Genomic DNA, 26,331 nt, shown 5'->3' on the forward strand with positions numbered 1-26,331 from the left:
GCTTAGGGAAGCTCCGCGGCGCCGATGGCACCGTCAAGTTCGCGCTGGCAGGGGCGCCCGGGTGACGGTATGGGGCCGGCATGACGACGCTCCCCGACCCGATGCACTGGCCCGATGTCCCGACCCGATTTACGCCGGCTACCGTTTCCCTGCCGAGGTGATCAGCTACGCGGTGTACCCGGACTTCCGCTTTCCGCCGAGCTTGCGGATGGTCGAGGAGATGCTGGGGCAGCGTGGGGTCACGTAATCACTTCTGTCCACCGGGCATTCCTGGTCATACCGCGCCCGCCATCATCACCGGTGCTGTCATACAAGGGAGCGCTCCCGTCTCTGCCGGCATTCCTACTCGTCCGGAGCACCGCCCGACAATCGGATTGTCCGGGGAGGCAATCTCCAGAGTGGGGTGGCGGACAGTGTGGCGAACTGTCGGGGAGTGCGCTTCTGCGTATCAAACCTTGGGCGGCATTTATCCGGGTGTGCTTGCCGAGTATGTCGCCATGCCGGAAGAGTGGTTCGTTCCGTCGACCGAAACGCTCGAGCCGTGGCAGGCCTGCACGCTTCCGGTCGCCGGTCTCACGGTCTGGTTCGCGCTTGTCGAACGGGCCGGGGTGCGGGCAGGCGACACGGTTCTGATCCCCAGCACGGGCGGGGTCGCCCTTTTCGGACTGCAGATCGCCAAGGCCAATGGTGCCAGGGTGATGGTCTGCGGTCAGCCCGACTGCGAGACGCGCGCGACGGCGCTCGGCGCCGACCACTTCATCGACGCTGGGAGTGATTGGATGGAAACCGTCTACAGGCTCACCTCCGAACGCGGCGCGCTCGACGGCTGGGACATCCAGGCACCGGCGATGCCCCTGATGATAAAGGACATCACGATCCACGGGATCGGAACCGGCAGCAGAAGGGCGCTGGAACGGTTCGTCCGTGCGATCGATCAAACGGGCATCAAGCCTGTCGTCGATTCGCGCCATCCGCTCGCTGATCTTCCTGCAGCATTCGACCGTCTGGACCGGGGACCGTTCGGTAAAATCGTTATCGACGTCACGTCATAGAACAGTCTGTGGTCCGGCTTGCCGCATGGAGTTCGATGCCCATCCGCCAGTTGGAAAGGCAGACGACGATAGGCGGGATCGGAGGAGGTCGACCGGGAGACGATGGCGGCGACCCGGCGCTAGGTCCGGGAATATCTCGACACGCTGGACGAGGCTGCCTGGGGGGCCGCCAGCGAGGTGAAGCCCAAGTTCGTCTCGCGCTCGGATCCGGCCGCGCAATGGTCGGGAGCGCACAAGCGCTATGCGTTCAGGGCCATGCCTTCTTCGCCTACGCCACCGACTACCTGTTCGACCTCGACCTCGACCACGCCGTCATCGTCGATGTCGCGGGTATCGAACCGAGCGAGAGGCGGTTCTCCGGGTACAATGCGGTGGTGGTGGGACGGGGGACCTGCCGTCTTGGAGACGGGGCGCGACAGCGGCAGGTCCATCCACGGGCGCCTGACGGAGATGATCAGGGGGCGACAGCGACTGCCCGCGCCCGCATGCCACCCATCACGACCAGGGCGGCCAGCAGCAGCACGATTCCGCTGGCGCCGAAGACCCCGCCGGCGCCGCTGACGCCGAAGATGGCGCCGCCCACCGCCGCACCGGTGGCGATGGCGAGTTGCACCGCCGCGACGAAGAGGCCGCCGGCGCTTTCCGCCTCGTCCGGCACGGTACGGGTGATCCAGGTGGACCAGGCCACCGGCACGGCGCCGAAGGCGACGCCCCACAGCGCGATCAGCACCGAGGCCACGCTCGGCGACCCGCCCAGCGCGGCCAGCCCGAGCCCGAGCAGCCCCATGGTCAGCGGCATGACCGTCAGGGTCAGCCGCATGCTGCGCGCCAGCAGCGCGCCGCCGAGATAGGTGCCGGCGAAGTTCGCCACGCCGAAGCCCAGCAGAATGCCCGACACGCCGCTGACGCCGACGCCGGTCACCGTCTCCAGGAACGGTCGGACATAGGTGAACAGCGCGAAATGCCCGGTGAAGACCAGGATGATCGACACCATGCCGAGCCCGACGCCCGGCCGCGCCATCACCTCGCCCAGGGTGCGGAGGCTGGTGTGGCCGTTCGGCGCCATGCGCGGCAGCGTCAGAACCTGCGCCACCAAGGCCACCAGCCCCAGCCCGCCCGCCATCAGGAACACCTCGCGCCAGCCGAGCAGGTCGCCCAGATAGCTTCCGACCGGGGCTGCGAAGACGGTGGCGGCGGACACGCCGCTGAAGATCATCGACAAGGCCCGCGGAATCATCGGCTCCGGCACCAGACGCATGGCGATTGCGGCCGACATGGCCCAGAAGCCGCCGAGCGCCACCCCCAGCAGCACCCGCCCGACCAGCAGCGACAGTAGGTCGGGGGCGAAGGCGACCGCCAGGTTGGACACCAGAAGCAGCGCCGAAAAGGCGAGCAGCACATGGCGCCGGTCGATTCGGCGGGTCGCGGCGGAGATCAGCAGGCTGGCGACCAGCGCCACCGCGGCAGTCGCGGTGACGGCCTGGCCGGCCATCGCCTCGGTCACATGCAGGTCGGCCGCCATCGGCGTCAGCAGGCTGGCCGGCAGAAACTCCGCCGTTACCAGTCCGAACACGCCGAGCGTCAGGGAGAAGACGGCACCCCAGGCGGGCTCCGCCGGCGCGGTGCCGGCCTGCCTCACAGGTTCCATCATGGTCTGTCCTCACAGGAAGATTATGCTGCGACGCAGAATAGAATGGAGTCTCCGGACGATCCATGCCATAACGTCCGTATCTTTTGATCGATAGTCCTGATATGCCCGACTCACCCCGTCTCCCTCCCACCACCGACCTCGTCAGCGAGCTTCTGCTCGGCATGCGGCTGACCGGCGTGCAGTACCGCCGCATGCAGGTCGCCCCTCCATTCGGCATCGGCTTCGGGACGGTGGAAGGGCGGGCGCAATTCCATTTCATCGCCCGCGGGCCGGTCGTGCTGAGGCTGCTCGCCGGCGACACCTTCTCGCTGGACACCGGCGATGCGGTGCTGCTGCCGCGCGGCGGCGCGCACGAACTGCTGTCGGCGCCGGAACTGCCGGCCCGCGACGTCGCCAGCTTCGCGACGGCACCGCTGTGCGGCAATGTCGGTGCACTCGAATCCTGCCCGCCGGACAGCTGCCGGACGAAGGATGCGGTGATCTTCAGCGGCTGCATGGAGTTCGACCTTGGCGCCATGCAGCCGCTGGTCGGCCTGATGCCCGAGGTGATGCAGGTCGGCACCCTGCTCGACCGCTACCCCGAAATCCTGCCGATGCTGGAGGCGATGGAGCGGGAGGCGCGGGCGGAGCGCGCCGGCTATGCCGGCATCCTGGCGCGGCTGGCCGACGTGGTGTCCGCCTCCATCGTGCGGGGCTGGGTCGAATGCGGTTGCGGCGATGCGCGCGGCTGGATCGACGCCCTGCGCGACCCGCGGCTCGGCCGCGTCATCACCGCGCTGCATCGCGATCCCGGCCGCAACTGGACCGTGGCGGAACTGGCTGCGGAGATGGGCGCCTCGCGTTCGGTCTTCGCGGAGCGCTTCCTGGAGGTGACCGGCGTGACCCCGGTCCGCTACGTGACGGAGCTGCGGATGCGGCTTGCCGCCCAGTGGATCGGCCGGGAGCGTCTGCCGATCGAAACCGCCGCACATCGGCTCGGCTACGGCTCGCAGGCCGCCTTCAGCCGTGCCTTCAAGCGCATCATGGGCTATTCGCCGGGCGCCTCGCGCAGTGCGGAATCATAGCACCGGCACGATCAGGATCAAGTGGGGGCAGCTCCTTTCGCAAGCCGGTCCCGCACGTCCTCGCGGGTGACTTGGCCAACTTTGGAACAGAGCCCGACGGTATGCGTCCAGCTATGGCGTGAAACAGCTTTCTCATCGGCAGCCCTTCGCCAGGAGATCGCGAAGCCGCCGGATCCCATTCTCAACCGCCTTTTGCAGGCCGTCTGCTTCCCGGCACAATGCGCAAAGTCCAGCTTAGGTTTTCGCCGGGTTGAGCAGCACCCACAGTCTGGCGATCCTGCCATCGACGACTTCCGCCACATCGCTTCCCGTGACCGCAACCGGGCCATCGGCCGGACCCGCTTTCCATGAAAGATATCCGAGACCGTGATGGCCCACGGCGTCGCCCTGCGGCTGGAAACGAAACGCAGGTCCGAACCGCTCCAGGAGAGCGCCCGCGACCTCCGAGATGGCCGCACGTCCCCTTACGATATCAGTCGGTTCGTACATGATCGGCTCGGCCACGAAGAGCTCTGCGATGGCTGCGGCGCGCTTCCCGGCGTCCCGCTCATTGAAGACGTGTTCCAGGTTCGAGCGCAGAAGGCGGTTGTAGTCCGGTTCTTCGGATGAATGCGCCGTGTGATCCGCATTGGACATTGTGCTTCCCCTTGCTGGAGCGGCCTGCCGGCCGCCGTGGAACGGTTCAGATTTTCACCAGGTTCAGAGCGGGGAGTGGTCCGCCGGGGAACTGGGTCAGGCGGCTGCCGAGGGCGAGCGAGCCGAGGTCGATGCCGAAGAAGCCGAGACGGTCGATCAGAGCGCCCACCCGGGCCTTGGCGTCGGCATCGTCGCCCGAATAGAACAGCACGCGTTTGCCGCCATCGCCGGACGGATCGCCGGAAAGCAGATGCGGCTGGAGATGGTTGAACGCCTTCACCAGCCGCGCACCGGGGACAAGACCGGCGACCACCTCCGAGGATGACCGGTCGCCAAGAGGCACGGGCTTGAACAGCGGTGCCTCGATCGGGTTGTTGGCGTCGACGACGATGCGCCCCGCCCAGTCGGGCAAACCGGCGAGTGCGTCCGGCAGCTTCGACCAGTTCACCGCGACGAACACCATGTCCTGGGCCGCCGCCTCGGCCGGCGTCCCCGCCCGTATCGACGGCCCGAGGTCAGCCGCCAGCGTTGCCAGGGTCTCCGGGCCGCGGCTGTTGGCGATAATGGCGGCGATGCCTCTGGCGGCGAGAGCCGTCGCAATGGCGCGGCCGATGTTGCCGGCGCCGATGATGCCGATGCTGGTCATGGATCATGCTCCTGCTTTGAAGGAATGGGGATCAGGCGATCTGGCCGCCGTCGACGGTGAGGGTCGCGCCGGTCGATCCATCCGGACTGGCGGAGCACTAGGGAATCGTCATGCGCTCCGTCCACACTGGCCGTGCGCGCCAATGGGCGATGCGTGACGCGGCAGGTGTCGAACTGCCGGCGATGCTGCCGGAGAGCATTGTTGTCAACGATCCGGCCGCCATGCGCGAGGCGGCACTGCTCGGGCTGGGCGTTGCGCTTCTCGCCGTACCGGACGTGCTTCAGCATCTTGAGCGAGGCGATCTGCTACGCCTCCTACCCCGGTGGTACGCGGACGCAGGCGCGATCTCGCTCTACTATGCGAGCCGGGCCCAGATGCCGGCAAAGACACGGGTTTTCATCGACACGCTGCTCGACCTGTTCCGCCGGGACCGTCTTACCGAGCGTTTTGCCGGAAGTTTGGGGTAATTGCTGCCGCGGAAGAAGCCCTCCCGCACACCGCCGGCCCGGCTATTTTGCACCAACGTCCGAGATCACGGCTCATCGGTCCGGACCGCCCGGAGCCTTGCAAGCGGCTATCGCTCGCCGTCAGCATGGCCTGATCCAACCGGCCATGCTTCCCGGCATCCATGGCACAGGCCATGGCCCGGTAGAACTGGCTGCCGTCGAGCGCGAACAGCAGAAGATCGACGCCGGCGTTGAACGCCTCGACGACAGCCCGGCACAGCCCGTACTGATAGACAGGCGTCATGAGCATGTCATCGGTGACGATCAGGCCGTCGAACCCCCAATTCCGGCGGATCACCCCGTCGATCAGCGGCCGCGAATGGGAGGCCGGCCGGTCAGGATCGACGGCCGCCACGATGGCATGGCCGACCATCAGAAGGGTCTGCGGATCGGCAGCCAGCACGCGGCGGAAGGGCAACCAGTCGGTCGCTTCCAGAACCTCGCGCGATTCGGCGATGACGGCGCGGAAATGGTGGGTGTCGCTTTGCGCCCGACCCAGCCCGGGGAAATGCTTCGCCGTCGGCCGGACGCCGCCGTCGATGACGCCCCTGGCATAGGCCGCGGCGACGTCGGCCACCACGTCCGGATCCTCGGAAATCGCCCGCTGGGCGATGAGGCTGTGGAAATCCAGCGGATCGGGCGGACGGTCGCGGCGCAGGTCGAGGACCGGTGCGAGGTTGACGGTCACGCCGATCGACTGCAGGTCCCACCCATGCGCCTGCCCGAGAGCGCGCGCGGCGGCCCGGCGCTCGTCGGAGGGCAGGCCGGCCAGTGCCGCCGGGGCCGGGCGATGCGGCAGCCAGGGCGACAGCCGGGACACAATGCCACCCTCCTGGTCGGCGGCCACCACCAGCGGCGGCAGCCCGGCCCGCCACCGGATCTCCTGCAAATGGCCGATCTCGTCGCGCAGCGCTTCGGCCGACCGTCCGGCCAGATTGTGGCGGGACACGAAAATCCCGCCGATCAGCCCGTGCGCCGCCAGCGCCTCGACCTCCTCGACCCGCCGGTAGCCGACGATGAAGTGCTGTCCCAGCTCGACCGCCAGCGGCTCCTGCATCGCCAGGACATGCACTTTGCGGATCTGGAACACCGCCTCCGCCCCCACCGTGCAGAGGGGTACGACCAGCCAGAGCAGCGCGAGCATCGGCCGCCGGCGAACGCCCGGCCGTCGCAGGGCGAGCAGGCCGCACAGCCCGGCCGCCGCGATCAGGGGCAACGACCAGCCCTTGACCGGGGTCAGGTAGGGATCGTGGATGTTGGCACCGGCGAGAGCCAGCAGCAGGCCACCAACCCACCAGGCAAAAGCCCTCACGGTTCCTCTCCCTGCCAATCCACGCGCTGGGTGACGGCCATGACCGCCGACAGGACCAGGAACAGGGCAACCGTCCCCACCAGCAGGGAGTAGTTTTCCAGCCCGATGAGGAGGTGGAGGAAGGCGAACAGGCCCCCCAGCGCCGCCGCGAAGACCAGGGTCGGACCGGCGCGACGGGTGACCGCCGCAGTGTAGGCCGTCGCCTGGACCAGGACGAGTGCCGCGCTGATCCAGTAGCCGGCGACATAGCCGAACGGTTCGGCGAAGGACACCAGCAGAAGGGAGAACAGCGTCATCGACAGCCCGAGCAGGCCATACTGGACGATGTGGATGCGCACGCTGGAGAGAAGCTCGAACAGCGCATAGACCGTGAAGGACAGCACGACGAAGAGGCTGGCGTATTTCGAGGCGCGGTTGATCATGCGGTAGGTGGGAACCGCCTCCAGCAGCTCGACACCGACCGAGGGGAGATACTGGGCATCGGCGGAGTCCAGCAGCGCCGCATCGGAGCGGAGCGGCGGCCTGGAATAGTCGGAGACGTTCCACCGCGCCTCGAAGGCATCGGCGGTCACGGTCGGGTCGGACGGTAGCACGGTGCCGACGAAGCTCGGGGTCGGCCACGGCGCCTTGATGGCCGCCGTCGCCTGCCGGCCGTCCAGGGTCTGGTGGAAGGCTCCGGTGCCGCGCAGCGTCACCGTCGCCTGGAACCTCATCTCCAGGTTAGTGGCGGGGGCCGCCGCCATCGTCGGACGGGCGGCGAGCGCGGCGCCCCAGCAGTCCTCGGCGCGGGCGACCAGCTCCTGGCACCCTCGCCAGGGGACGGTCTCTCCGTTCCAGACCACGCGGTCCTCGGCCGTCATGCCGGCCAGCCCCGACACCTGGAGCAGGAAGACGCTGTCCTGCCAGGAGATGGAGCCGCCGCGCCCGACCAGCTTCTCCAGGCTGGACGCGGACGGGACCGCGAAGCTGCCGGTCATCTCCAGCGCCGCGGTGTAGACGGTCGCGGAGAACAGGCCGCGCCTCTTGCGCTCCGGCACCAGCGCCGCCTGCGTCGCCAGGGTCGCGGGCGCGATCTTCAGGTAACCGCGGGTCTTGCCGTCGGCGGCGAGATAGGGCACCGCCAGGACCGGCGTCCGCACGGTCTGTTCCGGACTCCAGCTCCGCGCCAGTTCCTCCTGCATCTCGGCCTGCCGGTCGGAGCGTTCGCCGATGATGCCGGAGACCGGCAGGCCGGCGACGAGGGTCACCGCCAGAAGCAGGACGATCTGCAGGAACTTCGCGGACCGGCGATTGCGCCGCGCGGGCGGGGAATTGGCCGGGGAATCGGGCGGCACGGTCATTCGGACACTCCACGAGGGGATGGGAAGCAGGTTCCCAGCGTGGCGTCCCGGCATGCAGCAGCGATGACGCGGCCGTGCAGGCGGGAAGGAATCTCCGTGCAGAACTTGTGCAGATTATCGGGTAGGGTTGCGCAGCCATGACCAAGATCCTGCTGATCGACGACGATCCCCACATCCGCGACATCGTCCGCTTTGCCCTGAACCGGGAGGGCTTCGCCGTGGTCGAGGCCGGGGATGGCGTCCAGGGGCTGGCGCTGGCCCAGGCGGACTTCCCCGACCTGATCCTGCTCGACATCGGCATGCCCGAGATGGACGGCACCGAGGTCTGCCGCCGGCTGCGCCGGGACAGCCGGGTCCCCATCATCTTCCTGTCGTCGCGCGACGACGAGATCGACCGGATTCTCGGCCTCGAACTGGGGGGCGACGATTACGTCACGAAGCCCTTCTCGCCGCGCGAGCTGACGGCGCGGGTCAAGGCGGTGCTGCGGCGGACGGTCCCGCCGGAGCCGCCGGTTCCGGAGGGTCCGGCCCCGGTCCTCCGCCACAACCGCCTGCGGCTGGACCTGGACGGCGTGCGCGCCTTCTGGGACGAGACGGAGGTGGTGCTGACCGCCACCGAGTTCGGCCTGCTGCGCACCCTCGCCGACCGGCCGGGCAAGGTGTTCAGCCGCGACGCCCTGATGGACGGCGCCTATGCCACCGAACGCTATGTCGCCGACCGCACGGTCGACAGCCACATCCGTCGGGTCCGGGCCAAATTCCAGGCGGTCGGCGGCGCTCCCGTCGAAACCGTGCATGGGTTGGGCTACAAGCTGTCGGACTGCCGATGAAATCGCCGTTCGGGAGGTCGCCGTCCGGGAAGTCGTCATCCGGACGGCGGCCGTCGATTGCGACCGTTCTGCTGGTGATGACGGTGGCGGCACTGGTCCTGCCGCTGAGCGGCCTGTGGATCCTGCGTCTCTACGAAAGCGCCCTGATCCGCCAGACCGAATCCGAACTGATCGCCCAGGCCGGGGTGGTCGCGGCCTTCTACCGCGACGCCTGGCGCCGGGCCGGCGGACGTGCGGAGGAACTCGGCCCCCCGGTGGATCCGGCCTGGACACGCCCGCCGGGCTTCGATCCGCCCTGGACGCCCCGCTTCGCCAGCCTCGATCTGGCCGAGGATCCGATCCTTCCCCCCGCCCCCGATCCGGTCCCGGCGGCGGCGAGCGACCCGTCCGCCGCCATTGCCGGATCGACGCTCGGCCCGATCCTGCGCGACGCGCAGCGCATCACCCTGGCCGGTATGAGGGTCACCGATCGCCAGGGGGTGGTCGTCGCCAGCACCGGCGAGGAGATGGGGCTGTCCCTGGAACGGCAGGACGAGGTCCGCCGCGCCCTGGCCGGCGAGGCAGCCAGCGTCCTGCGCGAACGCACGAGCCATGACCGCCCCGGCCAGGAGAGAATCGGCTACCGGTCCGGTTCGGACAGCCCGGCCGTGCCGGACCGCAGCCGGTCGGTACGGGTCTTCACCGCCCAGCCCGTGCTCGACGACGGGCGCGTCGTCGGCGTGGTGGTGGTGTCGCGCACGCCGCGCAGCATCGCCGACACCCTCTACGGCAAGCGCTGGCACCTCGCCGGGCTGGCGGTGCTGCTGCTGGTGTCGGTGGGTGTGTTGGCGCGGCTGGGGACGGTCGCCATCGCCCGCCCGCTCCGGGCAGTCACGGAGCTGGCGAAACGCACGGCGGACGGCGAACGGGGCGTGATGGTCCCGCTGCCCCGCCCGGTGGTGCGCGAGGTCGCCGAACTGTCGGACGCGCTGACCCGGATGGCCAGGACGCTTGAGGAGCGGGCCGACTATATCCGCGACTTCGCCGCCCATGTCTCGCACGAGTTCAAGACGCCCTTGACGACCATCCGCGGCACCGTCGAGCTGCTGCGCGACCATATGGACAGCATGCCTCCCGAAGACCGGGACCGCTTCCTCGCCAACATGGACGCCGAGGCCGGGCGGCTGTCCCGCCTCGTCCGCCGCCTGCTGGAGTTGGCCCGTGCCGACGTGATGACCGTGACCGACGATGCGGTGACCGACGCCGTTCCGGTCGCCGCCCGTCTGGCCGGGCGCCATGGCGCGAATACGTCCCTGCCGGCGTCGCTGCCGGTCGCCATGGGTCAGGAGTCGCTGGAAAGCGTTCTGGCGAACCTGATCGAGAATGCGAGACACCATGCCGGCGCGGACGCGCGGGTGACCGTCACCCTGCGGGCCGAGGGCGGGCGGGCGATCCTGCGGGTCGCCGACGACGGGCCGGGCATCTCGCCGGCGAACGCAGACCGGGTCTTCGTCCCCTTCTTCACCACCGCGCGCGACCGCAGCGGCACCGGTCTCGGCCTCACCATCGCGCGGGGACTGGTGGAGGCGCATGGCGGCAGCATCGCCCTGCTGCCCTCCGAACGCGGCGCCCTGTTCGAGGTCGCCCTGCGCCGGGTCCTACCACTCAGGTAAAAATTCCGCCGGGCGCCGCACAGCGTTATGGTGGCCCCGCCCTGGTGGCGTCCGCACCCGGGAGTTGGCCCCAAGCCGAGGGAAGACATGCAGCCTATAATTGAGATCCGTGGGTTGAAGAAGACCTACGCATCCGGCTTCCAGGCCCTGAAAGGAGTCGATCTCGACATCCGCCGCGGCGAGATCCTGGCACTGCTCGGTCCGAACGGTGCCGGCAAGACGACGCTGATCAGCATCGTCTGCGGCATCGTCCGGGCGACATCGGGCAGCGTGACGGTGGACGGCCACGACATCCGGCGCGACTGGCGCGCCGCGCGGTCCCTGATCGGTCTGGTCCCCCAGGAACTGACGACCGAGGCGTTCGAGAGCGTCTGGGCGACCGTCAGCTTCAGCCGGGGCCTGTTCGGCAAGCCGCCCAACCCCGCGGTGATCGAGAGGATCCTGAAGGATTTGTCCCTGTGGGACAAGAAGGACACCAAGGTCATGGCGCTGTCCGGCGGCATGAAGCGGCGCGTGCTGATCGCCAAGGCGCTGTCGCACGAGCCGCGCATCCTGTTCCTGGACGAGCCGACCGCCGGTGTGGATGTGGAGCTTCGCCGCGGCATGTGGGAGATGATCGGGCGCCTGCGCGACAGCGGCGTCACCATCATCCTGACCACCCACTATATCGAGGAGGCGGAGGAGATGGCCGACAGCATCGGCGTGATCTCCGGCGGCCGGATCGTCCTGGTGGAGGAAAAGGCCGCGTTGATGCAGAAGCTGGGGAAGCGGCAGCTGACCCTGCAATTGCAGAGCCCCTTGAACGCCATCCCGTCCGAACTCGCCGACTATCCCCTGACCCTGTCGGAGGGTGGGCGGGAACTGGTCTACAGCTTCGACACGCAGCAGGAGCGCACCGGCATCGCCGGGCTTCTCCGCAAGCTGGGCGACCACGGCATCACCTACACGAACCTGCGCACCGAAGAGAGCTCCCTGGAGGAGATCTTCGTCAATCTGGTGAGGGAGCGGGCATGAACCTTCATGCGATCAGGGCCATCTATCTCTTCGAACTGGCCCGCACCTGGCGCACGCTGGCGCAGAGCATCGCCGGCCCGGTGATCTCCACCTCGCTGTATTTCATCGTCTTCGGGGCGGCGATCGGCGGGCGTTTCACATCGATCGAGGGCGTCAGCTACGGCGCGTTTCTCGTCCCCGGCCTCGTCATGATGTCGGTGCTGACGGAAAGCGTGTCGAACGCGTCCTTCGGCATCTACATGCCGCGCTATTCCGGCACGATCTACGAACTGCTGTCGGCCCCCGTCTCCGCCTTCGAGACGGTGATCGGCTATGTCGGCGCGGCGGCGACCAAGTCTCTCATCCTTGGAACGCTGATCCTGCTGACGGCGCGGCTGTTCGTGGATTTTTCCATCGCGCACCCGGTCTGGATGGTCGCCTTCCTCGTGCTGACGTCGGTGACCTTCAGCCTGCTCGGTTTCATTCTGGGCATCTGGGCCGACGGCTGGCAAAAGCTGCAGATCGTGCCGATGCTGATCGTGACACCGCTCGCTTTCCTGGGCGGGAGCTTTTATTCGATCAAAATGCTGCCGCCGTTCTGGCAGACAGTCACCCTGTTCAATCCGGTCGTCTATCTGGTCAGCGGCTTCCGCTGGAGCTTCTATGGCGCCGCCGACATGCCTGTCGCATTGAGCCTCGGCATGACCGCTCTGTTGCTGGCGATCTGCCTTGCCGTCGTGTGGTGGATTTTCCGCACGGGCTACAAGCTGAAGAACTGACCGGCCAACGGCTTGGCCTGAAGCAGGAAAAGAGAAGGCCCCGGCGGATGAACCGCTCGGGGCCGAGGCCGTGGGCCGAAGCCGGGGAGGAATGAGACGTAGCCCGGTGCTCAGCGCTGACGGACCAGGGCGCCCTGGCCGGCGGCGTTGCCGATGCCGGCGGCGAGGTTCTGCACGTTTGCGAGGTTCGGGGCGCCGAACGGCGTCCGGCCGCCGGAGCGCTGGAGCACCGTCACGCCCTGCATCGCCGAGTTGCCGATGCCCGCCGCGGTGTTCGACACGTTGGCGGCCGAGCCGCCGGGGAACAGCCCGCCGCTGCGCTGGCCGACCAGCACGCCCTGGCTGGCGGTGTTGCCGATCCCGGCGGCGAGGTTCGAGACGTTCGCCGCGTTCGGACCGCCGAACAGCCCGCCGCTGCGCTGCATCGTCGTGACGCTCTGGGTCGCGCCATTGCCGATGCCGGCCGCGGTGTTCGACAGGTTGGACACATTCTGCGCCATGGCGGGGGCGGTGAGCAGGGCCAGGGTGGCGAAGCCGGCGAGCAGGGAGGTGCGGATCATGGTGTGGTCTCCTGGGTGGGGTCGGTGCGGTGCATCCGGCGGGTTGTCTCGATGACATGACCCTAGCCGACCCCGCCCGCCGCCGATGTGAGCCGGACCACAACCGGCCGCATCTTTCACCACGCTCCAGAACTCCAGGGGGCTTCGCTGCAAAGTCAGCCGGCAGGCGCGAGGCGATGGTTACGGGCATCGCCGCCGACGCAATGCGTTCTGGAGTTCGAGATGCTGGCTAAGGTCTTGTCGACCCGCCAGCTGGTCGACCGCGGGCAGCGCCACTGCCAGCGTAGCCGCTTCCCGATTTCCGGCGCGTACCTCTGTGCCCAGCGGTAAATGGTCGGGTGACCGACCGTGACGCCGCGCTCGGCCATCATCACGCCGGCTGTCCGCCTTGCGCTCCCTCACCGGAATTGACGCGAGATCCGGCGGACTCTGTTTTCCGCCGATACGGCGGACGAAACGACAGTGTCGGTCATCTGCCGTCCATTGGCTGGGGATCGTTCGCCGCGCTGAAATATTGTGACTCGTCGAAGGTCCGGATGAGTCGCGTCAATGCGGGAGACAGCCGTGGTCGGTCGCGGACGATCAGTTGTACCCGACTGCTTTGCAGAATGGAGTTGGCAATTGGGCGGGCGATCAGACGGCCGTCCGCCAACTCCGTAGCCGCCGCCTGTGCAGAAAGGAAGGTCAACCCCAGACCCGCCTCGGCATAATGCTTCATCGGCATGACGGTGTTGGAAACGAAACTCGGCCGCAACTCGACGCACTCGTCGTCCGCTGCCGACTGGATCAGCGTACGCAGCCCAGTCCCCGGAGCGGCCAGAGCCAACGGGTATTTCTGAAGCAAGGCAAGGGTCAGCGGCGCCTCGATCCTGGAGCAGGGATGGTCGGGGGCCATGAGGGCACAGATCGGGTGGGCGCGCTGGCTGACGACATGAATGGCCGAACTTGTCGGCGGCGACAGGGCCAATCCCAGATCGCAGCGATCCTCGGCAAGCGCCCGCACCGTCTCGCTGGTGCCCCCGACCTCGACGGTGACCTCGACCCCTGGAAACTCGCCGCAGAAGCGCCCGACCACCAGCCTCATGACGGTGTCTACGAACCCGTCGCCCACCATCAGGTGAAGGCGGCCGCGCTTCAAGCCCTCAATTTCCAGGAGCTGGGTTCGCAGCGTATCGTTGCCGGCGACGCGATCCCGGCAATAGGCAAGGACGAGCTCTGCCGCTTCCGTCGGGACCACGCCGCGGCCGCGCCGCTCCAGCAGGCTCACCCCCAGATCGGCTTCCAGGGCGGCGACCTGTCGGCTGACGACGGACGGTTCCACGTTGCAGGCGTCGGCCGCACCGCGGACCGATCCCGTCCTCAGAACCTCCATGAAGTAGGACAGTTGACGGCTGCTGGGTCCGAGCGGCATCGGCACTGACTTTCGTTGCCTCAATCGCAACGTATCACAGCGTATTTTATCATTGTTGGCAACAGCTGGCAGAGGAATGCTGGTTGCAAGAACAATAGGTACCCGACAGGAGGTCTTCTTGAACGCGCACGTGACCACAATCGCCGGACCGATGGATCCGGCGGCGACCGACCGGGAGAAGGCGCGTATCTTTAAAAAGGTGGGCATGCGGATCCTGCCGTTGCTGATCCTGTCCTATGGGCTGGCCTATCTGGACCGCGTCAATATCAGCTTCGCCAAGCTGCAGATGCAGAGCGATCTGGGCTTTTCGGAAGCGGCATACGGGTTCGGCGCCGGCATCTTCTTTCTCGGCTACGTGCTGTTCGAAGTTCCAAGCAACCTCCTGCTCGCCCGGATCGGAGCGCGACGGACGATGAGCCGGATCATGGTGCTATGGGGGCTGGCCTCGGCCGCGATGATCTTTGTCCATGACGAGCGGACCTTCTACATCCTGCGCTTCCTGCTCGGCGTTTTCGAAGCCGGCTTCGGACCGGGCCTGCTCTATTACCTGACCCTGTGGTACGGCCGGACCCATCGTGGACGGGTGATGGCGACGGTGCTCCTGGCGAGCCCGGTCGCCGGGGTCGTCGGCGGTCCGCTGTCCACCGCGATCATGGCCGGGCTGAACGGAGCGCTGGGGCTCGCGGGGTGGCAATGGCTGTTCCTTGTCGAGGGACTTCCCTGCGTCGCCCTCGGCGTCTTGCTGTTCCTGGTGCTGTGCGACGGTCCCGAACAGGCTCCGTGGCTCACCGAGGCCGAGCGCGCCCTGATCAGGGCTGACCTTGCGGAGGAATCCGGCGGACAACGGCACGACGGCTTTTCCCGGGCGCTGCGCGACCCGCGCATCTATGCTCTGGCATTCTCCTATTTCTGCATGATCGCAGGGCTTTATGCCGTCAGCTTCTGGCTGCCCACGCTTCTGCGGTCTGGAGGCATCTCCGAGACGTTCACAATCGGGCTTCTCTCGGCGCTGCCTTATGTGGTTGCTGTGGCGACCATGCAACTGGTCGCCCGTCGCTCCGATCGCAGCGGCGACCGCTATGGCTACAGCATTGCAGGCTGTTTCATCGGTGCGGCGGGTCTGGCGGCTACCGGTGCAGCGCTCGGCAATGTGCCGGTGTCACTTGCCGCCCTGGTCGTGGCAACGGCCGCCATCTATTCGGCCTATACGGTCTTCTGGACGATTCCGGCGGATCTGCTCCGCGGCACGGCGGCGGCTGGCGGCATCGCGCTCATCAACAGCATCGGACTGCTTGGCGGCTTCATCAGTCCGATGGTGATCGGCACGATCCGCGACGCGACCGGGTCCCTGCAAGGCGGGCTCGCGGCAATCGCCTTGGCGCTGGCGGCTGGCGGCGTGGTGCTGATCCTGCTGCGCCGGCGGCGGCAGGCCGTTCCCGCCTGATCGGCCGGCCCCTCCATTTCGATCCATCCCTTGAGAAAACCATCCATCCCTGGAAAAACGATGAAGCCACTGCGCGTCTTCTCCGGTTCCCTGGCGACGGAGACCAACACCTTCGGTCCGATGCCGACCGGTGTATCGAGCTTCCACGAGCGGGCGTTCTTTCCCGCCGGACAGCATCCCGATGCAATGCAGATGCACAGCGGCCCATTGTGGGCCGCCCGCAAGCTGGGGCGCGAGCGCGGCTGGCACCTGTCCGAAGGTCTGGTCGCGGCTGCCGTCCCCAACGGGCTGGTGACGAAGGCCGCCTATGAACAGTTGCGCAATACGCTGCTCGACGACCTTCGGGCGGCCCTGCCGGTCGACATGGTTCTGATCGGGCTGCATGGCGCGATGGCGGCGGATGGCTATGACGATTGCGAAGGCGATCTGCTCACCCGGATCCGGACGATGACCGGGCCGGACGCCGTCGTCGGGGCCACGCTCGATCCCCACACCCATCTGAGTGATGCGATGGTCGGCAACGCCAATCTGCTGATCTGCTGGAAGGAATATCCCCACACGGACATCGCGGAGCGTGCGCTGGAACTGGTGGAGCGCTGCGCGGAACTGGCCGAGGGGCGTCTGCGTCTGCGCCCGGCCGTCGCCGACACCGGCATGATCGGTCTGCTCCACACCACCCAGGAGCCTGCCCGCGGTTTCGTCGACCGGGTGAAGGCCATGGAGGGCCGGGACGGGATCGTCTCGATCTCGATTGTCCACGGCTTCGCATGGGGCGATACGGCCGATATGGGCACCAAGATTCTCGTCTACGGCGACGCCGATGAGGATCGCGACGGCACCCGCGCCGCATCCGTCGCCGACGCCCTGGCCAAGGACCTGTTCGCGCTGCGGGACCGGCTTGCCAGCCCCATGCCGACAATCGATCAGGCCATCGATCTGGCCCTCGCCACGCCCGGTCCGGTGGTGCTGGGCGACGGCAGCGACAATGCCGGCGGCGGTGCTCCCAGCGATTCCACCTTCATCCTCCGGCGGCTACTGCAGAGGGGCGTCGGAAATGTCTGCCTCGGCCCCCTCTGGGACATGGTCGCCGTCCGCATCGCCTTCGACGCCGGTGCCGGCGCGAGGATTCCGCTGCGCATCGGCGGCAAGATCGGTCCGCTGTCGGGCGATCCGGTGGACGGGATCTGGGAGGTGAAGGCGCTCAAGCGCGACATGACGATGACGGGGCTTGCTGGCACGCCCGCGAAGCTCGGCGACTGCGCGCTGGTCGCCTGCGACGGCATCGACGTTGTGCTGACGAGCTTCCGCTGCCAAGCCTTCGGCCTCGACCTGTTTACCCAGCTCGGCTGCGACCCGGCGGACCGGCGGATCGTGGTCGTCAAGTCGTCGCAGCACTTCCGCTCGGCTTTCACGGCAATCGCCTCGCGGATCGTCATGGTCGATGCCCCGGGCGTCGTCACCCGGGATATCACGACGCTGCCCTTCCGGAAGATCAGGCGGCCGAAATGGCCATTCGACGCAGCCGCGGAGCGTCCGTCGTGAAGAAAGTCGATGTCCTCGTCGTCGGTGCCGGCGTCGTCGGTGCCGCAACCGCCTTGCACCTGCAGATGCGCGGACGGTCCGTCGCGCTGGTGGACCGGCGGGGTGCGGCCGGGCGGGAGGCGTCCTATGGCAATGCCGGTCTCATTCAACGCGAGGCGATCTTTCCCTATGCATTCCCCCGCGACATGGCGACGCTTCTGCGCGTCGCCGGCAACCGGGGGAGCGACGTCCATTACCATGCGAACGCCTTGCCTGGGCTCGCTCCGTTCCTGCGGCGCTACTGGCATCACTCGCATCCGCTCCGGCACGCGCGGATCGCAAGGGACTATCACAGCCTGATCGCCCGCTGCCTGGAGGAGACCCGCCATCTGGCCGGAAATGCCGAGGCCGGGCATCTGTTGCGCCCGACCGGCTGGCTGAAGATCTTCAGAACCTCCCGCCGGCAGGACGCGGAACTGCAGCAGGCCGAGGAATTGCAGCGCCTTTTCGGTGTCCAGGCGAGGCCGCTCGACCGGACCCGGCTCGCGTCGCTGGAACCGGACATCGACCCAGGGGTGTTGGGCGGACTTCACTATCCCCAGCCGCTCACGGTGACGGACCCCGGCCAGCTTGTGGATTCCTACCGGATCGCGACGGAACGGCTGGGCGGACTGTTTCTGACCGGGAACGCCGGCTCGCTCCGGCAGGTCACTGGCGGCTGGTCGGTCGAAACGCAGGACGGTGCGGTCCAGGCGGGTGCCGCCGTCGTCGCCCTGGGCGCCTGGTCCGATCAGGTGACGGCGAGGCTGGGGTATCGCTTTCCACTTGCAGGCAAGCGCGGCTATCACATGCATTTTGGTTTGCAGGCCGGGGTGCAGCTTGGGCGACCGGTCCTCGATGCCGAGCGGGGATATGTCCTCGCTCCGATGCGCCAGGGTGTGCGCCTGACCACCGGTGCCGAGTTTGCCCGACGCGACGCCGAGCCGACACCGGTTCAGATCGACAGGGCTCTGCGGCATGCGCGGCGCCTCGTCCCGTTGGGAGAAGCGTTGGATTCCCGGCCATGGATGGGCATCCGGCCCTGCCTGCCGGACATGCTTCCGATCATCGGCCCCGCTCCACGGCATCGGGACCTGTGGCTCGCCTTTGGGCACGGCCACCAAGGATTGACGCTTGGAGCGATTACCGGTCGTCTGATCGCGGAGTCGATTGTTGGCGACGATCCGGTCGTTGACCTGGAGCCGTTCCGCGCGGATCGGATTGCACTGCGATGATGGTGGGGCCAGCAGATGTCATCGACTTCGCGCCCTGCTCAGTCCTCGTCCTGCCACCTGCGCAGGTCAGTCTGGTCATGGTAGGCCATACGGTCCGGCGTGGTGATGAATTCCATCGTCGTGCCCCAGGGCATGCGGCAGTAGCACACCTTGTTTCCAGGACCTTTCTCGGTTGCATAGGGAATTGCGCGCGGCGCGGTGAGGGGGGTACCTCCGGCCTTCTCGAAGCGCTCGACCGATGCGTCGATATCGTCGGTATAGAGAGCGAAGTGCGTGATGCCGAAGTCGCTCGCCCGGATCGGCTGGGCTTGCTCGGGGCCGTGCATTTCGAAGAGCTCGATATCGGGTCCGGTTCCGATCTTGACCATCGCCTGCGCACGCACGACCGTTCCGGGGAAAGCGCCGACGGCCCGCTCGAATTCGGGTCCCCGCCGCGGTGGATCCTGCGGTCCGAAGGATTGGTAGATCACCCGACCGCCAAAGGCTTCCACCAGGAAGGATTTTGCCGCTTCGATGTCGGGCACCGTGATGCCGATGTGATTGACGCCGCGAATGAGGGGTGCAGTCATGACAGTCTCCTTGATTTTGTCGATCCGCTCGGCCCGCGACGGCCCGGGCGCAGAGTTTCAGCTGGCCTTGAGGAAATCGACCAGGGCGGCCGCGACTTCATTGGGCCGCTCATCCGCGACATAGTGGCTGCACCGCGCGATCGAGCCACCTGTCACATTGCTGGCGAACTCTTTGAGCATCGGCACCATCTGCGCACCGAACCGCTGGTCCCCACCCAGACCGAGCACCGGTATCCCGAGGGGGTTCTTCTTGTACTCAAGAGCAGCCGCATGATCGGCGGCGAGGGTGCGATACCATTCCATGCCGCCGCGCGTGCGGCCGGGAAGAGCCATCGCCTTCGCGTAGATCTCGATGTCCGCCGGATTGAAGGTGCCGTGATCGTAGAACCGCTCTGCCATGAAGGTCGAAACATAATCATATTCGCGGCCATGGATCAGGCGCTCGGGCAGATCCCGGTTCATATGGAAGCTGAAGTGCCAGAGCCTCGAAGTCGTCGCCTCCCATCCGGTCCAGCCGGGAAGCGGCACATCCAGGACGGCCAGGTGGGTGACGGCCTCCCGGTAGATGGCGGCCTGCGGCAAGGCGACCATTCCGCCGATGTCATGTCCGCACACGGCGTAGCGGTCATGCCCAAGGGCGATCATGACCTCGTGCGCGTCGCGCGCCATCGTCGCCTTGTCATAGCCGTCGAGCGGGCAGTCGGAAAAGCCTGCGCCGCGCAGATCCATCGCCACCACGCTGAAATGCCCGGCCAGCAGCGGCATCACCTTGTGCCATTCCCACCATGTTTCCGGCCAGCCGTGAAGCAGAAGGATCGGCGGGCCCGAGCCCCCCGTGACAGCGTTGATCTTGATGCCGTTCACCGGCACCAACTGCTGGGTAAACCCCTTCAAAGTTGCGATCATGATCGCTTTCCAGTCGGTGTTGACGTTCAAACAGAGCTTGCGGCGAGCGTCAGGGCTGATCGGCGCGTTGTGCCGCGGCGAGCGCAAGGCGCCGTCCGAAGCCGCTTGAGCGGCCGGTGATGAGCCAAGTCTTCATCATGTCCTCTCCGTGTTGCCTTCAGACGGTGCCAAGCCGTCGCCGCCGCGAACCGTCATGTCGGCCATGATCGACCAATCCTTTTTCCCGAAGCCCGCCGAGACAGCTTTGCCGAGCCCCTCGCGGACAGCTTCGAGCATCGGGAGCGTGCGTCCGATCTCGTTGACGGCCTCGGTCGCGAGACGCATGTCCTTGAGCGCGAGCTCGGCTTTGAAACCCGGCTCGAACGACCGTTCCGTGATCTGCGCGCTGTAGCTCTCATAGGCGCGACCCGAGAAAAGGGTGCCCAGGATGAGCTCGAAGAAATCCGCACGGTCGAGGCCGACGCTCTCGGTCAGCACGACACCCTCGGCCATCGCCTCGATGGCCATGGCGATCATCATATTGCAGGCCAGCTTCGCCGTATTCGCCCGAGCGGGGTTCTCCCCCAACTTCCAAACCTTTTTGCCGAGTGAAGCGAGCAGCGGCTCGACCGCTGCAACTGCATCGGCCTTCCCGGCCGCCAGGATGTTGAGCTGGCCACTCGCCGCTACGTTCGGTCGCCCGAGGACCGGTGCGGACACGTAGCCAAGGCCTGCCTCTTCGTGCAGCAGCTCCAGTTCCCGAGCGAAAGCCACCGAGATCGTCGAGGTGACAACATGGGTCAGCCCTGGTTGCGCGCTTGCCAGCAGGCCGGCATCGAGGATCACCTCCCGAATGGCAGGGTCGTCGGATAGCATCGTGAAGACTGCGTCAGCCTGGAATGCATCCGCCGCGCGCTTGACCAGCTTTACCCCGGGAATGCTTTCCTGTGCGACCTTGCTGCGGTTCCAGGCCCGCACGTCATGGCCTGCCTTCACGAGGTTCAGGGCTATTGCCGAGCCCATATTGCCGAGACCGATGAATCCGATCTGCATGTTCTTTCTCCTGTTGTTCGGATGAGGGCTGTGCTCGGGACCGGACTCAGGCTGCCGGGCGATCGCGAGGCCGAGACCTGCGCCGGCAGATTGGCCAGCATCGGCGCACGCCCTGCCGAGTGCGTAGAAGACACCGCCGATCACGGTGACGCCGGCCGGGGCGCAGACCTGGAGAGATCAGCGGCCCCCGCAATCGACAGGCACCCCCGTGCCGCTCAGAGCGGCTTAACGATGTTGCGTTGCGGTTTGACGGCGGTGACGATGTCGACGTCAGCCATGACCTGGGCGGTTTCCGGCGACCTGAGCGCCGCATCCATGGCGGCTTCGTCGCGGAAGTTGACAATTCCGACCGCGATCAGCCCGGCACCATCACCTTGCGGGAAGAACCCTCCGGCGCTGACCAGCCCATAACGTCCCCAGCTTTCCCGGACGAGCGGGAGGTGCAGGTTGATCCAGTGGTCGCGGTCGAATGGCGTTTTCTCATCGCCCGCATAGGTCACCAGCATCGTGATCATCGTCGAAGTCCTCATATGCGAGTATCGGGGCGGGCCGCCGCGTTCCGCGACCCCTCAGGGAAATCCTCTCTGTTCAGTCCGGACGAGCTTTCCTTTGGTCCCGCAGCCAGGGTCACTGTTCCTTCGCCCAGGCGGCGGCCCGCATGGGTCTGGCGGATCCGCAGCAGGGCCTTTGTCCAGACGATGAGAGCAATCTAGGCATTTAGATTTGTTCCATAAGTGACATAACTGTACTCTCGGCGTTCAATTTTGTGCGGGTGGGCGTGATGGAATGGAGTGATGTCAGGGTCTTTCTCGCCATCGCGCGATCCGGCACGCTGGGTGCCGCCGCGCGGTCTCTCCAGACAAGCCATCCGACCGTCGGCCGGCGCCTCCGTGCACTTGAGCAGGCGATCGGCCACACGCTCTTCCAGCGAACCGCGGACGGTCTTGTACTGACCGAAGAGGGCCACGGGATCATCGCGCTGGCGGAGCAGATGGAAGAAAGCGCGCTGGCGATGGAGCGCCGGCTTGCGGGGCAGGAGCAGAATCTCAAGGGCAATCTGCGCATTTCATCCGCGGACTGGTTCGGGGCCTATGTCCTGCCCCCCATCCTGGCGGATTTCTCGAAAGCCCACCCCAACGTCGACATCGAGATCCTGACCGGGACGCGCCTGTTCAACCTCGCCCAGCGGGAGGCCGACGTCGCTTTTCGTATCGTTCCGTTCGACACTGCCGACGTAGTTCAGCGACGGCTCTTCCGCCTTGAGTATGGCGTTTACATCGCGGAGGAGGCGCAGGAGCCGAAATATGGCGATGGGACCGGCTTCCGGCTGATCACCCACGACACGTCCACCGGCCATTTTCCTGACATTGCGTGGCTCATCGAGAGTTTCCCCAACGCGAGACCGGTCCTGCGGTCGAACAACCGCAACGTCCAGGGGCGCATGTGCAGGCAAGGCGTCGGCATCGCCGTCCTGCCCCGGGTGGTGGGCAATCAAATCCCGGGTATCCGCAGACTGGAACTGCCGACGCCGCCGCCGGCGCGAGACATCTGGATGGGATATCACCGGGACCTACGGCGTCTTCAGCGTCTTCGTGCGTTCATCTCGACCGTATCGGACCATCTTGTGAATGCGACCGCGTGATTGTCCCGTCGGCGCTGGACGAGCACCTACAGAACTTCACCTTCATCATCGACGGCCCGGCACAGACACATCATACCGGTGAGCGGAGCCGCTGACTCACCGAGAGGGATTCCCAAGGCCGGCAATCCGTGATGCGATAATCCATCGCGATGGGGAGGAATCTGGCTGTACCTGCGCGAGCGCTTTCTGTCCCATCGGCTCCTGGACGACTACGACGCCGTCGTCCAGGCCTGCTGTGACGCCTGGAACGCCCTCACCGCCACACCGGAGCACCGACACTTCCTCACAAGCTACCCTTGGCTCCCATGTGTCAATGCTTAGGCGCGGCGGTATGCGGCCAAATCATCCGGCCCGGAACCAGCGGGAGAGTGCCGACAGCCACGGGTCGCTTTCGTCGCCGGCCTCGCCCGCCGCGATCCGGCGGGCGAGGCGACCCAGCGGTCGGTCGGCCGGAATCATGTTCAACACGGCCTGCACTGCCGCCGCCAGGGGAGGGGACAGCCCGCAGGCTGCGGCAAGCGCCTTCGCCCTTGCTTCGAATGCCGGGCGCGGCTGGTTGGGCTCCTCGTCGGCCAAGGCGGGGCCGACCCCGTTGATGGCGTCGAGCACCGTCCTCTTGCGCTCCGCCAGCGGCAGGCTCGCCAGTTCCTCCGGCCACAGCGGCCGGCCGATGTGGATGTCCTGGCGGGCGAAGCCGAGGGGGAAGTCCAGCCGGCCGGCTGCCGGTTCGACCGGCAGGGCGCCGGCGAAGCGGACGGGAACGATGGGGATCTCCAGCCGCGCCGCCAGATCGAGGAAGACCCCCGACAGGCGGCTGACCGGCGTGCGGCAGGAGAGCGAGCGCGTGCCCTCGGCATGGACCATGATGGACAGCCCGTCCCGCGTCACCGCGGTGCGCGCCTGCTCCATCAGCCCCAGCATGGCGGCGGGATCCTCGCGGTCGAACAGCATCATCATGGCCGGCAGGCGAAGCTCCGGAGCGCTGCCGCTCAGCGTCAGCAGGCGGCCGAGCCAGGTGTCGCGGTGTTCGGCCTTGGCGACGGTCAGGATCGGTCGGCCGGTCAGGGCGGCGCCAACCAGCGCGAAGGTGAGGGACTCCACCGCCACCTGATGGTTGGCGAGGAACAGCGCGCCGCGCTCGCCGATGCGGGCGAGCTGGTCGGGAGCCGCCACGCGGACCTGTCCGACGAACTCGCCGGCCAGCGCCAGGAACAGATCCTCCACCGGCCAGTCGCCGGTTCCCAGATGTGCACGCCAGAACCGTTGCAGCGGGGCGAGGTCGGGGGCTGCGGAAGCCGTGCCGGTCACCAGCCAGTCGGCACCCTCCTGCGCGATCGACAGCGGGACCGGGGTGAGCGGCGCGGCAGGGCAGCGGGCGATGCCGTCCTCGACCGTCACGGTGCCGGGGTGGACACCGAGATGGGCGCCGGCATGCTCCTTGGCGGCAATGGCGCGGGCCATCTCGGCGGGGGTGCCGGACACGCCGTAAATGGTTTCCAGCGTTCCCGGCAGCCAGTTGCTAGCTGCGACCTCGCGGGCGTTCAGGCGGGTGATGCCGTCCTCCGACCGGGACAACCGCAAGCCGGGAGCGGCTTGGCGGTCACGCAGGAAGGCCTGACGGGCCAGGGCGGGTGCGTTGCCGAGCGCGCCCTTGGGGAACAGCACGTCGGCCAGTTCCATCTCGGCCCAAACCCGGCCGCCGGCCAGCCATTGCAGGCGGGAGCGGGCGCGGCCCTGGCCGTCGAGCGGCAGGGCGCGCACCTCGATGCGGATCAGGCCGTCGCACGGCGTCGGGCCGAACAGGCTCAACCGTTCGATGGCGCTGGGATAGGCCAGCATCCCGGCTGCCCGGTCGCCCCACCAGAGTTCGGGCGCATGGCGGGGCATGGCATGCAGTCCGGCATCGAGCAGCGCCGGGCCGATCGGCCCCGGCACCTGTGCCGCCTTGGCCGCATCGAGCGTGGCGGACGCACCGCGCGGGCCGGTGCGCAGGTCGCTCAGGATCTGGAAGGCGGGTCCGTGGAACAGCTCGCCGGCGCTGTAGGGGCAGGGGGAGGGGCGGGCGTCGTCCAGCGGGGTGAAGGGCTGCGGCGGAGCCGGCCAACCGTCCGCCCGGATCACCCGCCCGGTCGCCACGGCCGCGCCGCCGTCCCGCAGGGTGACGCGACCGTCGTGCTCCGCTTCGGGGCGCAGCGTCACCGGCACCGTCACCCAGCGCTGGACCCGCACATCCTCAAGGGCCACGATCCGCCCGCCCGGCACGGCGGCAGCCATGGCGTCGGCAAGGCAGGTCAGCGGGACCGCCGGAGCGGTGTGGGTGGGGCGATGGTCGCCGAGCCAGGGGGCGCTGTCCAGATCCAGGCGGAGGTCCGCCGGTTCATCGCCGCTGGGCCCATCGCAGTTGCGGGGCACATCGCCGCCGGGCACGAGGCGGGCGGCGAGGCCGTCCACCTCGTAGATGCGCAGATCGTCCGCCCACAGGCTGCCGCGGGCAACGGCGAGGATGCCGCGCTCGTCGCGCTCGATCCGCACAATCTCGATTTCCGTGGAGACAGTGTGGTTGGTCGGCACGACCTGACCGCGATATTTCCAACGCAGCGGCTCGTCCAGCGCAGCACCCTCGAAACGGGGCGACGGCATTTCGCTGTCGAGCCCGGCCAGCAGCATGGCGCGTTCCAGCAATTGCAGCAGCGCCTCGACACCCAGCGAGCCGGGCTGCACCGGGTCCTGGAAGAAGTGGGCCTTGAAGTACCAGGATTCCGGATCGACCGCCTGCCGGCCGCGGACAAGCCCCAGGCCGGCGGCTCCCCCCTGCGGCCACCAGCCGGTGACCTCGTCCACCATGCGCAGCTTGCCCTCCGCCAGTCTGGTGTGGCGGGGTTCGATGGGCGGCGTCGCGGGCGGAATGCCACGGGCGGTGTCGGCAGGCAGGGTCGGCAGGCCGTTCTGTTTCGCCAGGGCGGCGGCGGCGAAGAAGCCGAAGGCGGTCTCCAGCTCCATCAGCGGCCGGTCGTCCACCCAGGCGCGGACCTTGAAGGCGATCAGGGTGATGCCGCCGGCACGGGAGAAACGGGTCAGCGTCGCTTCGGTCCGGACGCAGGCGTCGGCGGGCGTCACCTCGGCAAAGACGCGGGCGGCGTCGCCGTCCAGGTTGCGGATCGCCGAGATCCTCGGTGGAGGCGAGCGCGAAGCCCATGTAGGACGCCAGCCAGCCGCAAGGCTGGAGCAGCACCTCCATCAGCACGCAGAAGGGCATCACCGGGGCGGCATTCTCGGCGAAGTACCAGGCGTCCGGCTCCACCGCGCAATCGACGAGGATGGTGCCGCCGACGGTCGGTTCCCCGGCCGGGCAGTTCACCGACACGACGCTGGTCATGAAGTGATAGGGCGGCCCCGGCAGGCGCGGCACCCGGCCGGCGTCGAAGCGGGCATACATGCTGCCGAAGGCGGCGGACGGCGCCCCCCAGGCGCAGGCCAGCAGCGCCTCGTGATCGCCGCGCACGTCGCCGCG

Annotated in this window: 22 protein-coding genes and 4 pseudogenes; 13 read left to right on the forward strand and 13 right to left on the reverse strand. The window is 67.6% G+C overall.

Going from position 1 to position 26,331, the window contains the following annotated elements:
* Positions 1-106: 106 nt before the first annotated feature.
* The 3 genes and pseudogenes from ABNQ40_RS00715 to ABNQ40_RS00725 all read left to right on the forward strand — a co-directional run.
* Positions 107-241 (forward strand): annotated as a pseudogene (locus ABNQ40_RS00715) (IS6 family transposase); the annotation flags it as partial.
* A gap of 214 nt (positions 242-455) precedes the next feature.
* Complete coding sequence (locus ABNQ40_RS00720; RefSeq protein WP_109048668.1) at positions 456-1,052, forward strand: hypothetical protein; 597 nt, start codon at positions 456-458, stop codon at positions 1,050-1,052.
* Positions 1,053-1,175: 123 nt separating this feature from the next.
* Positions 1,176-1,378 (forward strand): annotated as a pseudogene (locus tag ABNQ40_RS00725) (hypothetical protein); the annotation flags it as partial.
* Positions 1,379-1,506: 128 nt separating this feature from the next.
* Here the strand turns inward: ABNQ40_RS00725 and ABNQ40_RS00730 are convergent.
* Positions 1,507-2,703 (reverse strand): MFS transporter, encoded by a 1,197-nt coding sequence (locus tag ABNQ40_RS00730; RefSeq protein ID WP_109048669.1) that lies wholly within the window; start codon positions 2,701-2,703, stop codon positions 1,507-1,509.
* Between the two features lie 101 nt (positions 2,704-2,804).
* On the opposite strand from ABNQ40_RS00730, the gene ABNQ40_RS00735 reads away from it, so the two are divergent.
* On the forward strand, positions 2,805-3,767 hold the full coding sequence (locus ABNQ40_RS00735; RefSeq protein WP_109048670.1) for an AraC family transcriptional regulator: 963 nt from the start codon (positions 2,805-2,807) through the stop codon (positions 3,765-3,767).
* Between the two features lie 234 nt (positions 3,768-4,001).
* Here the strand turns inward: ABNQ40_RS00735 and ABNQ40_RS00740 are convergent, their stop codons facing one another.
* Positions 4,002-4,403: a nuclear transport factor 2 family protein gene (locus tag ABNQ40_RS00740; protein WP_109048632.1), complete on the reverse strand. Its 402-nt coding sequence runs from the start codon at positions 4,401-4,403 to the stop codon at positions 4,002-4,004.
* A gap of 46 nt (positions 4,404-4,449) precedes the next feature.
* The gene (locus tag ABNQ40_RS00745) at positions 4,450-5,049 is read right to left on the reverse strand and encodes an NADPH-dependent F420 reductase (protein WP_109048633.1); all 600 of its coding nucleotides are present in this window, start codon (positions 5,047-5,049) and stop codon (positions 4,450-4,452) included.
* Between the two features lie 65 nt (positions 5,050-5,114).
* Here ABNQ40_RS00745 and ABNQ40_RS00750 point away from each other — a divergent pair.
* Positions 5,115-5,516: pseudogene (locus tag ABNQ40_RS00750) on the forward strand (LysR substrate-binding domain-containing protein); the annotation flags it as partial.
* Here the strand turns inward: ABNQ40_RS00750 and ABNQ40_RS00755 are convergent.
* Entirely contained in the window at positions 5,485-6,867 is a 1,383-nt protein-coding gene (locus ABNQ40_RS00755; RefSeq protein WP_391345320.1) for a glycoside hydrolase family 3 N-terminal domain-containing protein, read from the reverse strand. The pseudogene ABNQ40_RS00750 and the gene ABNQ40_RS00755 sit on opposite strands and share 32 nt — an antisense overlap.
* Complete coding sequence (gene creD, locus ABNQ40_RS00760) at positions 6,864-8,207, reverse strand: cell envelope integrity protein CreD (RefSeq protein ID WP_247879643.1); 1,344 nt, start codon at positions 8,205-8,207, stop codon at positions 6,864-6,866. The genes ABNQ40_RS00755 and creD overlap by 4 nt, the downstream gene beginning before the upstream one ends.
* Positions 8,208-8,344: 137 nt before the next feature.
* Between creD and ABNQ40_RS00765 the strand changes: the two genes are divergently transcribed.
* The 4 genes from ABNQ40_RS00765 to ABNQ40_RS00780 all read left to right on the forward strand — a co-directional run bounded on the left by ABNQ40_RS00765 (position 8,345) and on the right by ABNQ40_RS00780 (position 12,461).
* Positions 8,345-9,037, forward strand: a complete 693-nt coding sequence (locus tag ABNQ40_RS00765) for a response regulator transcription factor (RefSeq protein ID WP_109048638.1) — start codon at positions 8,345-8,347, stop codon at positions 9,035-9,037.
* On the forward strand, positions 9,034-10,689 hold the full coding sequence (locus ABNQ40_RS00770) for a HAMP domain-containing sensor histidine kinase (RefSeq protein ID WP_109048639.1): 1,656 nt from the start codon (positions 9,034-9,036) through the stop codon (positions 10,687-10,689). Before ABNQ40_RS00765 ends, ABNQ40_RS00770 begins: the two co-directional genes overlap by 4 nt.
* An 87-nt stretch (positions 10,690-10,776) precedes the next feature.
* The gene (locus tag ABNQ40_RS00775) at positions 10,777-11,703 is read left to right on the forward strand and encodes an ABC transporter ATP-binding protein (RefSeq protein ID WP_109048640.1); all 927 of its coding nucleotides are present in this window, start codon (positions 10,777-10,779) and stop codon (positions 11,701-11,703) included.
* On the forward strand, positions 11,700-12,461 hold the full coding sequence (locus tag ABNQ40_RS00780) for an ABC transporter permease (protein ID WP_109048641.1): 762 nt from the start codon (positions 11,700-11,702) through the stop codon (positions 12,459-12,461). The genes ABNQ40_RS00775 and ABNQ40_RS00780 overlap by 4 nt, the downstream gene beginning before the upstream one ends.
* A gap of 110 nt (positions 12,462-12,571) precedes the next feature.
* Here the strand turns inward: ABNQ40_RS00780 and ABNQ40_RS00785 are convergent, their stop codons facing one another.
* The 3 genes and pseudogenes from ABNQ40_RS00785 to ABNQ40_RS00795 form a co-directional block, all read right to left on the reverse strand.
* Positions 12,572-13,021: a hypothetical protein gene (locus tag ABNQ40_RS00785; RefSeq protein WP_109048642.1), complete on the reverse strand. Its 450-nt coding sequence runs from the start codon at positions 13,019-13,021 to the stop codon at positions 12,572-12,574.
* A 262-nt stretch (positions 13,022-13,283) separates the two neighbouring features.
* Positions 13,284-13,392: pseudogene (locus ABNQ40_RS00790) on the reverse strand (IS6 family transposase); the annotation flags it as partial.
* 98 nt (positions 13,393-13,490) lie between these two features.
* Entirely contained in the window at positions 13,491-14,432 is a 942-nt protein-coding gene (locus ABNQ40_RS00795; protein ID WP_158285544.1) for a LysR family transcriptional regulator, read from the reverse strand.
* A 151-nt stretch (positions 14,433-14,583) separates the two neighbouring features.
* Between ABNQ40_RS00795 and ABNQ40_RS00800 the strand changes: the two genes are divergently transcribed.
* The 3 genes from ABNQ40_RS00800 (at position 14,584) to ABNQ40_RS00810 (ending at position 18,671) form a co-directional block, all read left to right on the forward strand.
* Positions 14,584-15,876: an MFS transporter gene (locus ABNQ40_RS00800; protein ID WP_109048643.1), complete on the forward strand. Its 1,293-nt coding sequence runs from the start codon at positions 14,584-14,586 to the stop codon at positions 15,874-15,876.
* Positions 15,877-15,945: 69 nt separating this feature from the next.
* Complete coding sequence (locus ABNQ40_RS00805; protein ID WP_109490789.1) at positions 15,946-17,418, forward strand: M81 family metallopeptidase; 1,473 nt, start codon at positions 15,946-15,948, stop codon at positions 17,416-17,418.
* Complete coding sequence (locus ABNQ40_RS00810; RefSeq protein ID WP_391345324.1) at positions 17,382-18,671, forward strand: NAD(P)/FAD-dependent oxidoreductase; 1,290 nt, start codon at positions 17,382-17,384, stop codon at positions 18,669-18,671. The genes ABNQ40_RS00805 and ABNQ40_RS00810 overlap by 37 nt, the downstream gene beginning before the upstream one ends.
* A 38-nt stretch (positions 18,672-18,709) precedes the next feature.
* Here the strand turns inward: ABNQ40_RS00810 and ABNQ40_RS00815 are convergent, their stop codons facing one another.
* From ABNQ40_RS00815 to ABNQ40_RS00830, 4 genes are all read right to left on the reverse strand, one after another.
* Entirely contained in the window at positions 18,710-19,240 is a 531-nt protein-coding gene (locus tag ABNQ40_RS00815) for a VOC family protein (protein ID WP_109048645.1), read from the reverse strand.
* A 57-nt stretch (positions 19,241-19,297) separates the two neighbouring features.
* Entirely contained in the window at positions 19,298-20,146 is an 849-nt protein-coding gene (locus ABNQ40_RS00820; RefSeq protein ID WP_109490790.1) for an alpha/beta fold hydrolase, read from the reverse strand.
* Positions 20,147-20,281: 135 nt separating this feature from the next.
* A complete protein-coding gene (locus tag ABNQ40_RS00825; RefSeq protein WP_391345327.1) occupies positions 20,282-21,322 on the reverse strand; it encodes an NAD(P)-dependent oxidoreductase in 1,041 nt (346 codons plus the stop codon).
* A gap of 71 nt (positions 21,323-21,393) precedes the next feature.
* Entirely contained in the window at positions 21,394-21,693 is a 300-nt protein-coding gene (locus ABNQ40_RS00830) for an EthD family reductase (protein ID WP_109048648.1), read from the reverse strand.
* Between the two features lie 266 nt (positions 21,694-21,959).
* On the opposite strand from ABNQ40_RS00830, the gene ABNQ40_RS00835 reads away from it, so the two are divergent.
* Complete coding sequence (locus ABNQ40_RS00835) at positions 21,960-22,820, forward strand: LysR family transcriptional regulator (protein WP_109490791.1); 861 nt, start codon at positions 21,960-21,962, stop codon at positions 22,818-22,820.
* 342 nt (positions 22,821-23,162) lie between these two features.
* Here the strand turns inward: ABNQ40_RS00835 and ABNQ40_RS00840 are convergent, their stop codons facing one another.
* Positions 23,163-25,820: a 1-acyl-sn-glycerol-3-phosphate acyltransferase gene (locus ABNQ40_RS00840; RefSeq protein ID WP_391345329.1), complete on the reverse strand. Its 2,658-nt coding sequence runs from the start codon at positions 25,818-25,820 to the stop codon at positions 23,163-23,165.
* Positions 25,821-26,331: the final 511 nt, after the last annotated feature.

Origin of the sequence: Azospirillum sp. A23 (assembly GCF_042938965.1) — a bacterium.
GTDB lineage: Bacteria > Pseudomonadota > Alphaproteobacteria > Azospirillales > Azospirillaceae > Azospirillum > Azospirillum melinis.

Bases quoted from the DNA above. Each gene is read 5' to 3' on its own strand.
- ABNQ40_RS00730 (WP_109048669.1), bottom strand. From the start codon at position 2,703: ATGATGGAACCTGTGAGGCAGGCCGGCACCGCGCCGGCGGAGCCCGCC.
- ABNQ40_RS00735 (WP_109048670.1), top strand. From the start codon at position 2,805: ATGCCCGACTCACCCCGTCTCCCTCCCACCACCGACCTCGTCAGCGAG.
- ABNQ40_RS00740 (WP_109048632.1), bottom strand. From the start codon at position 4,403: ATGTCCAATGCGGATCACACGGCGCATTCATCCGAAGAACCGGACTAC.
- ABNQ40_RS00745 (WP_109048633.1), bottom strand. From the start codon at position 5,049: ATGACCAGCATCGGCATCATCGGCGCCGGCAACATCGGCCGCGCCATT.
- creD (WP_247879643.1), bottom strand. From the start codon at position 8,207: ATGACCGTGCCGCCCGATTCCCCGGCCAATTCCCCGCCCGCGCGGCGC.
- ABNQ40_RS00765 (WP_109048638.1), top strand. From the start codon at position 8,345: ATGACCAAGATCCTGCTGATCGACGACGATCCCCACATCCGCGACATC.
- ABNQ40_RS00770 (WP_109048639.1), top strand. From the start codon at position 9,034: ATGAAATCGCCGTTCGGGAGGTCGCCGTCCGGGAAGTCGTCATCCGGA.
- ABNQ40_RS00775 (WP_109048640.1), top strand. From the start codon at position 10,777: ATGCAGCCTATAATTGAGATCCGTGGGTTGAAGAAGACCTACGCATCC.
- ABNQ40_RS00780 (WP_109048641.1), top strand. From the start codon at position 11,700: ATGAACCTTCATGCGATCAGGGCCATCTATCTCTTCGAACTGGCCCGC.
- ABNQ40_RS00785 (WP_109048642.1), bottom strand. From the start codon at position 13,021: ATGATCCGCACCTCCCTGCTCGCCGGCTTCGCCACCCTGGCCCTGCTC.
- ABNQ40_RS00795 (WP_158285544.1), bottom strand. From the start codon at position 14,432: ATGCCGCTCGGACCCAGCAGCCGTCAACTGTCCTACTTCATGGAGGTT.
- ABNQ40_RS00800 (WP_109048643.1), top strand. From the start codon at position 14,584: ATGGATCCGGCGGCGACCGACCGGGAGAAGGCGCGTATCTTTAAAAAG.
- ABNQ40_RS00810 (WP_391345324.1), top strand. From the start codon at position 17,382: ATGGCCATTCGACGCAGCCGCGGAGCGTCCGTCGTGAAGAAAGTCGAT.
- ABNQ40_RS00815 (WP_109048645.1), bottom strand. From the start codon at position 19,240: ATGACTGCACCCCTCATTCGCGGCGTCAATCACATCGGCATCACGGTG.
- ABNQ40_RS00820 (WP_109490790.1), bottom strand. From the start codon at position 20,146: ATGATCGCAACTTTGAAGGGGTTTACCCAGCAGTTGGTGCCGGTGAAC.
- ABNQ40_RS00830 (WP_109048648.1), bottom strand. From the start codon at position 21,693: ATGATCACGATGCTGGTGACCTATGCGGGCGATGAGAAAACGCCATTC.
- ABNQ40_RS00835 (WP_109490791.1), top strand. From the start codon at position 21,960: ATGGAATGGAGTGATGTCAGGGTCTTTCTCGCCATCGCGCGATCCGGC.
- ABNQ40_RS00840 (WP_391345329.1), bottom strand. From the start codon at position 25,820: ATGGAGCTGGAGACCGCCTTCGGCTTCTTCGCCGCCGCCGCCCTGGCG.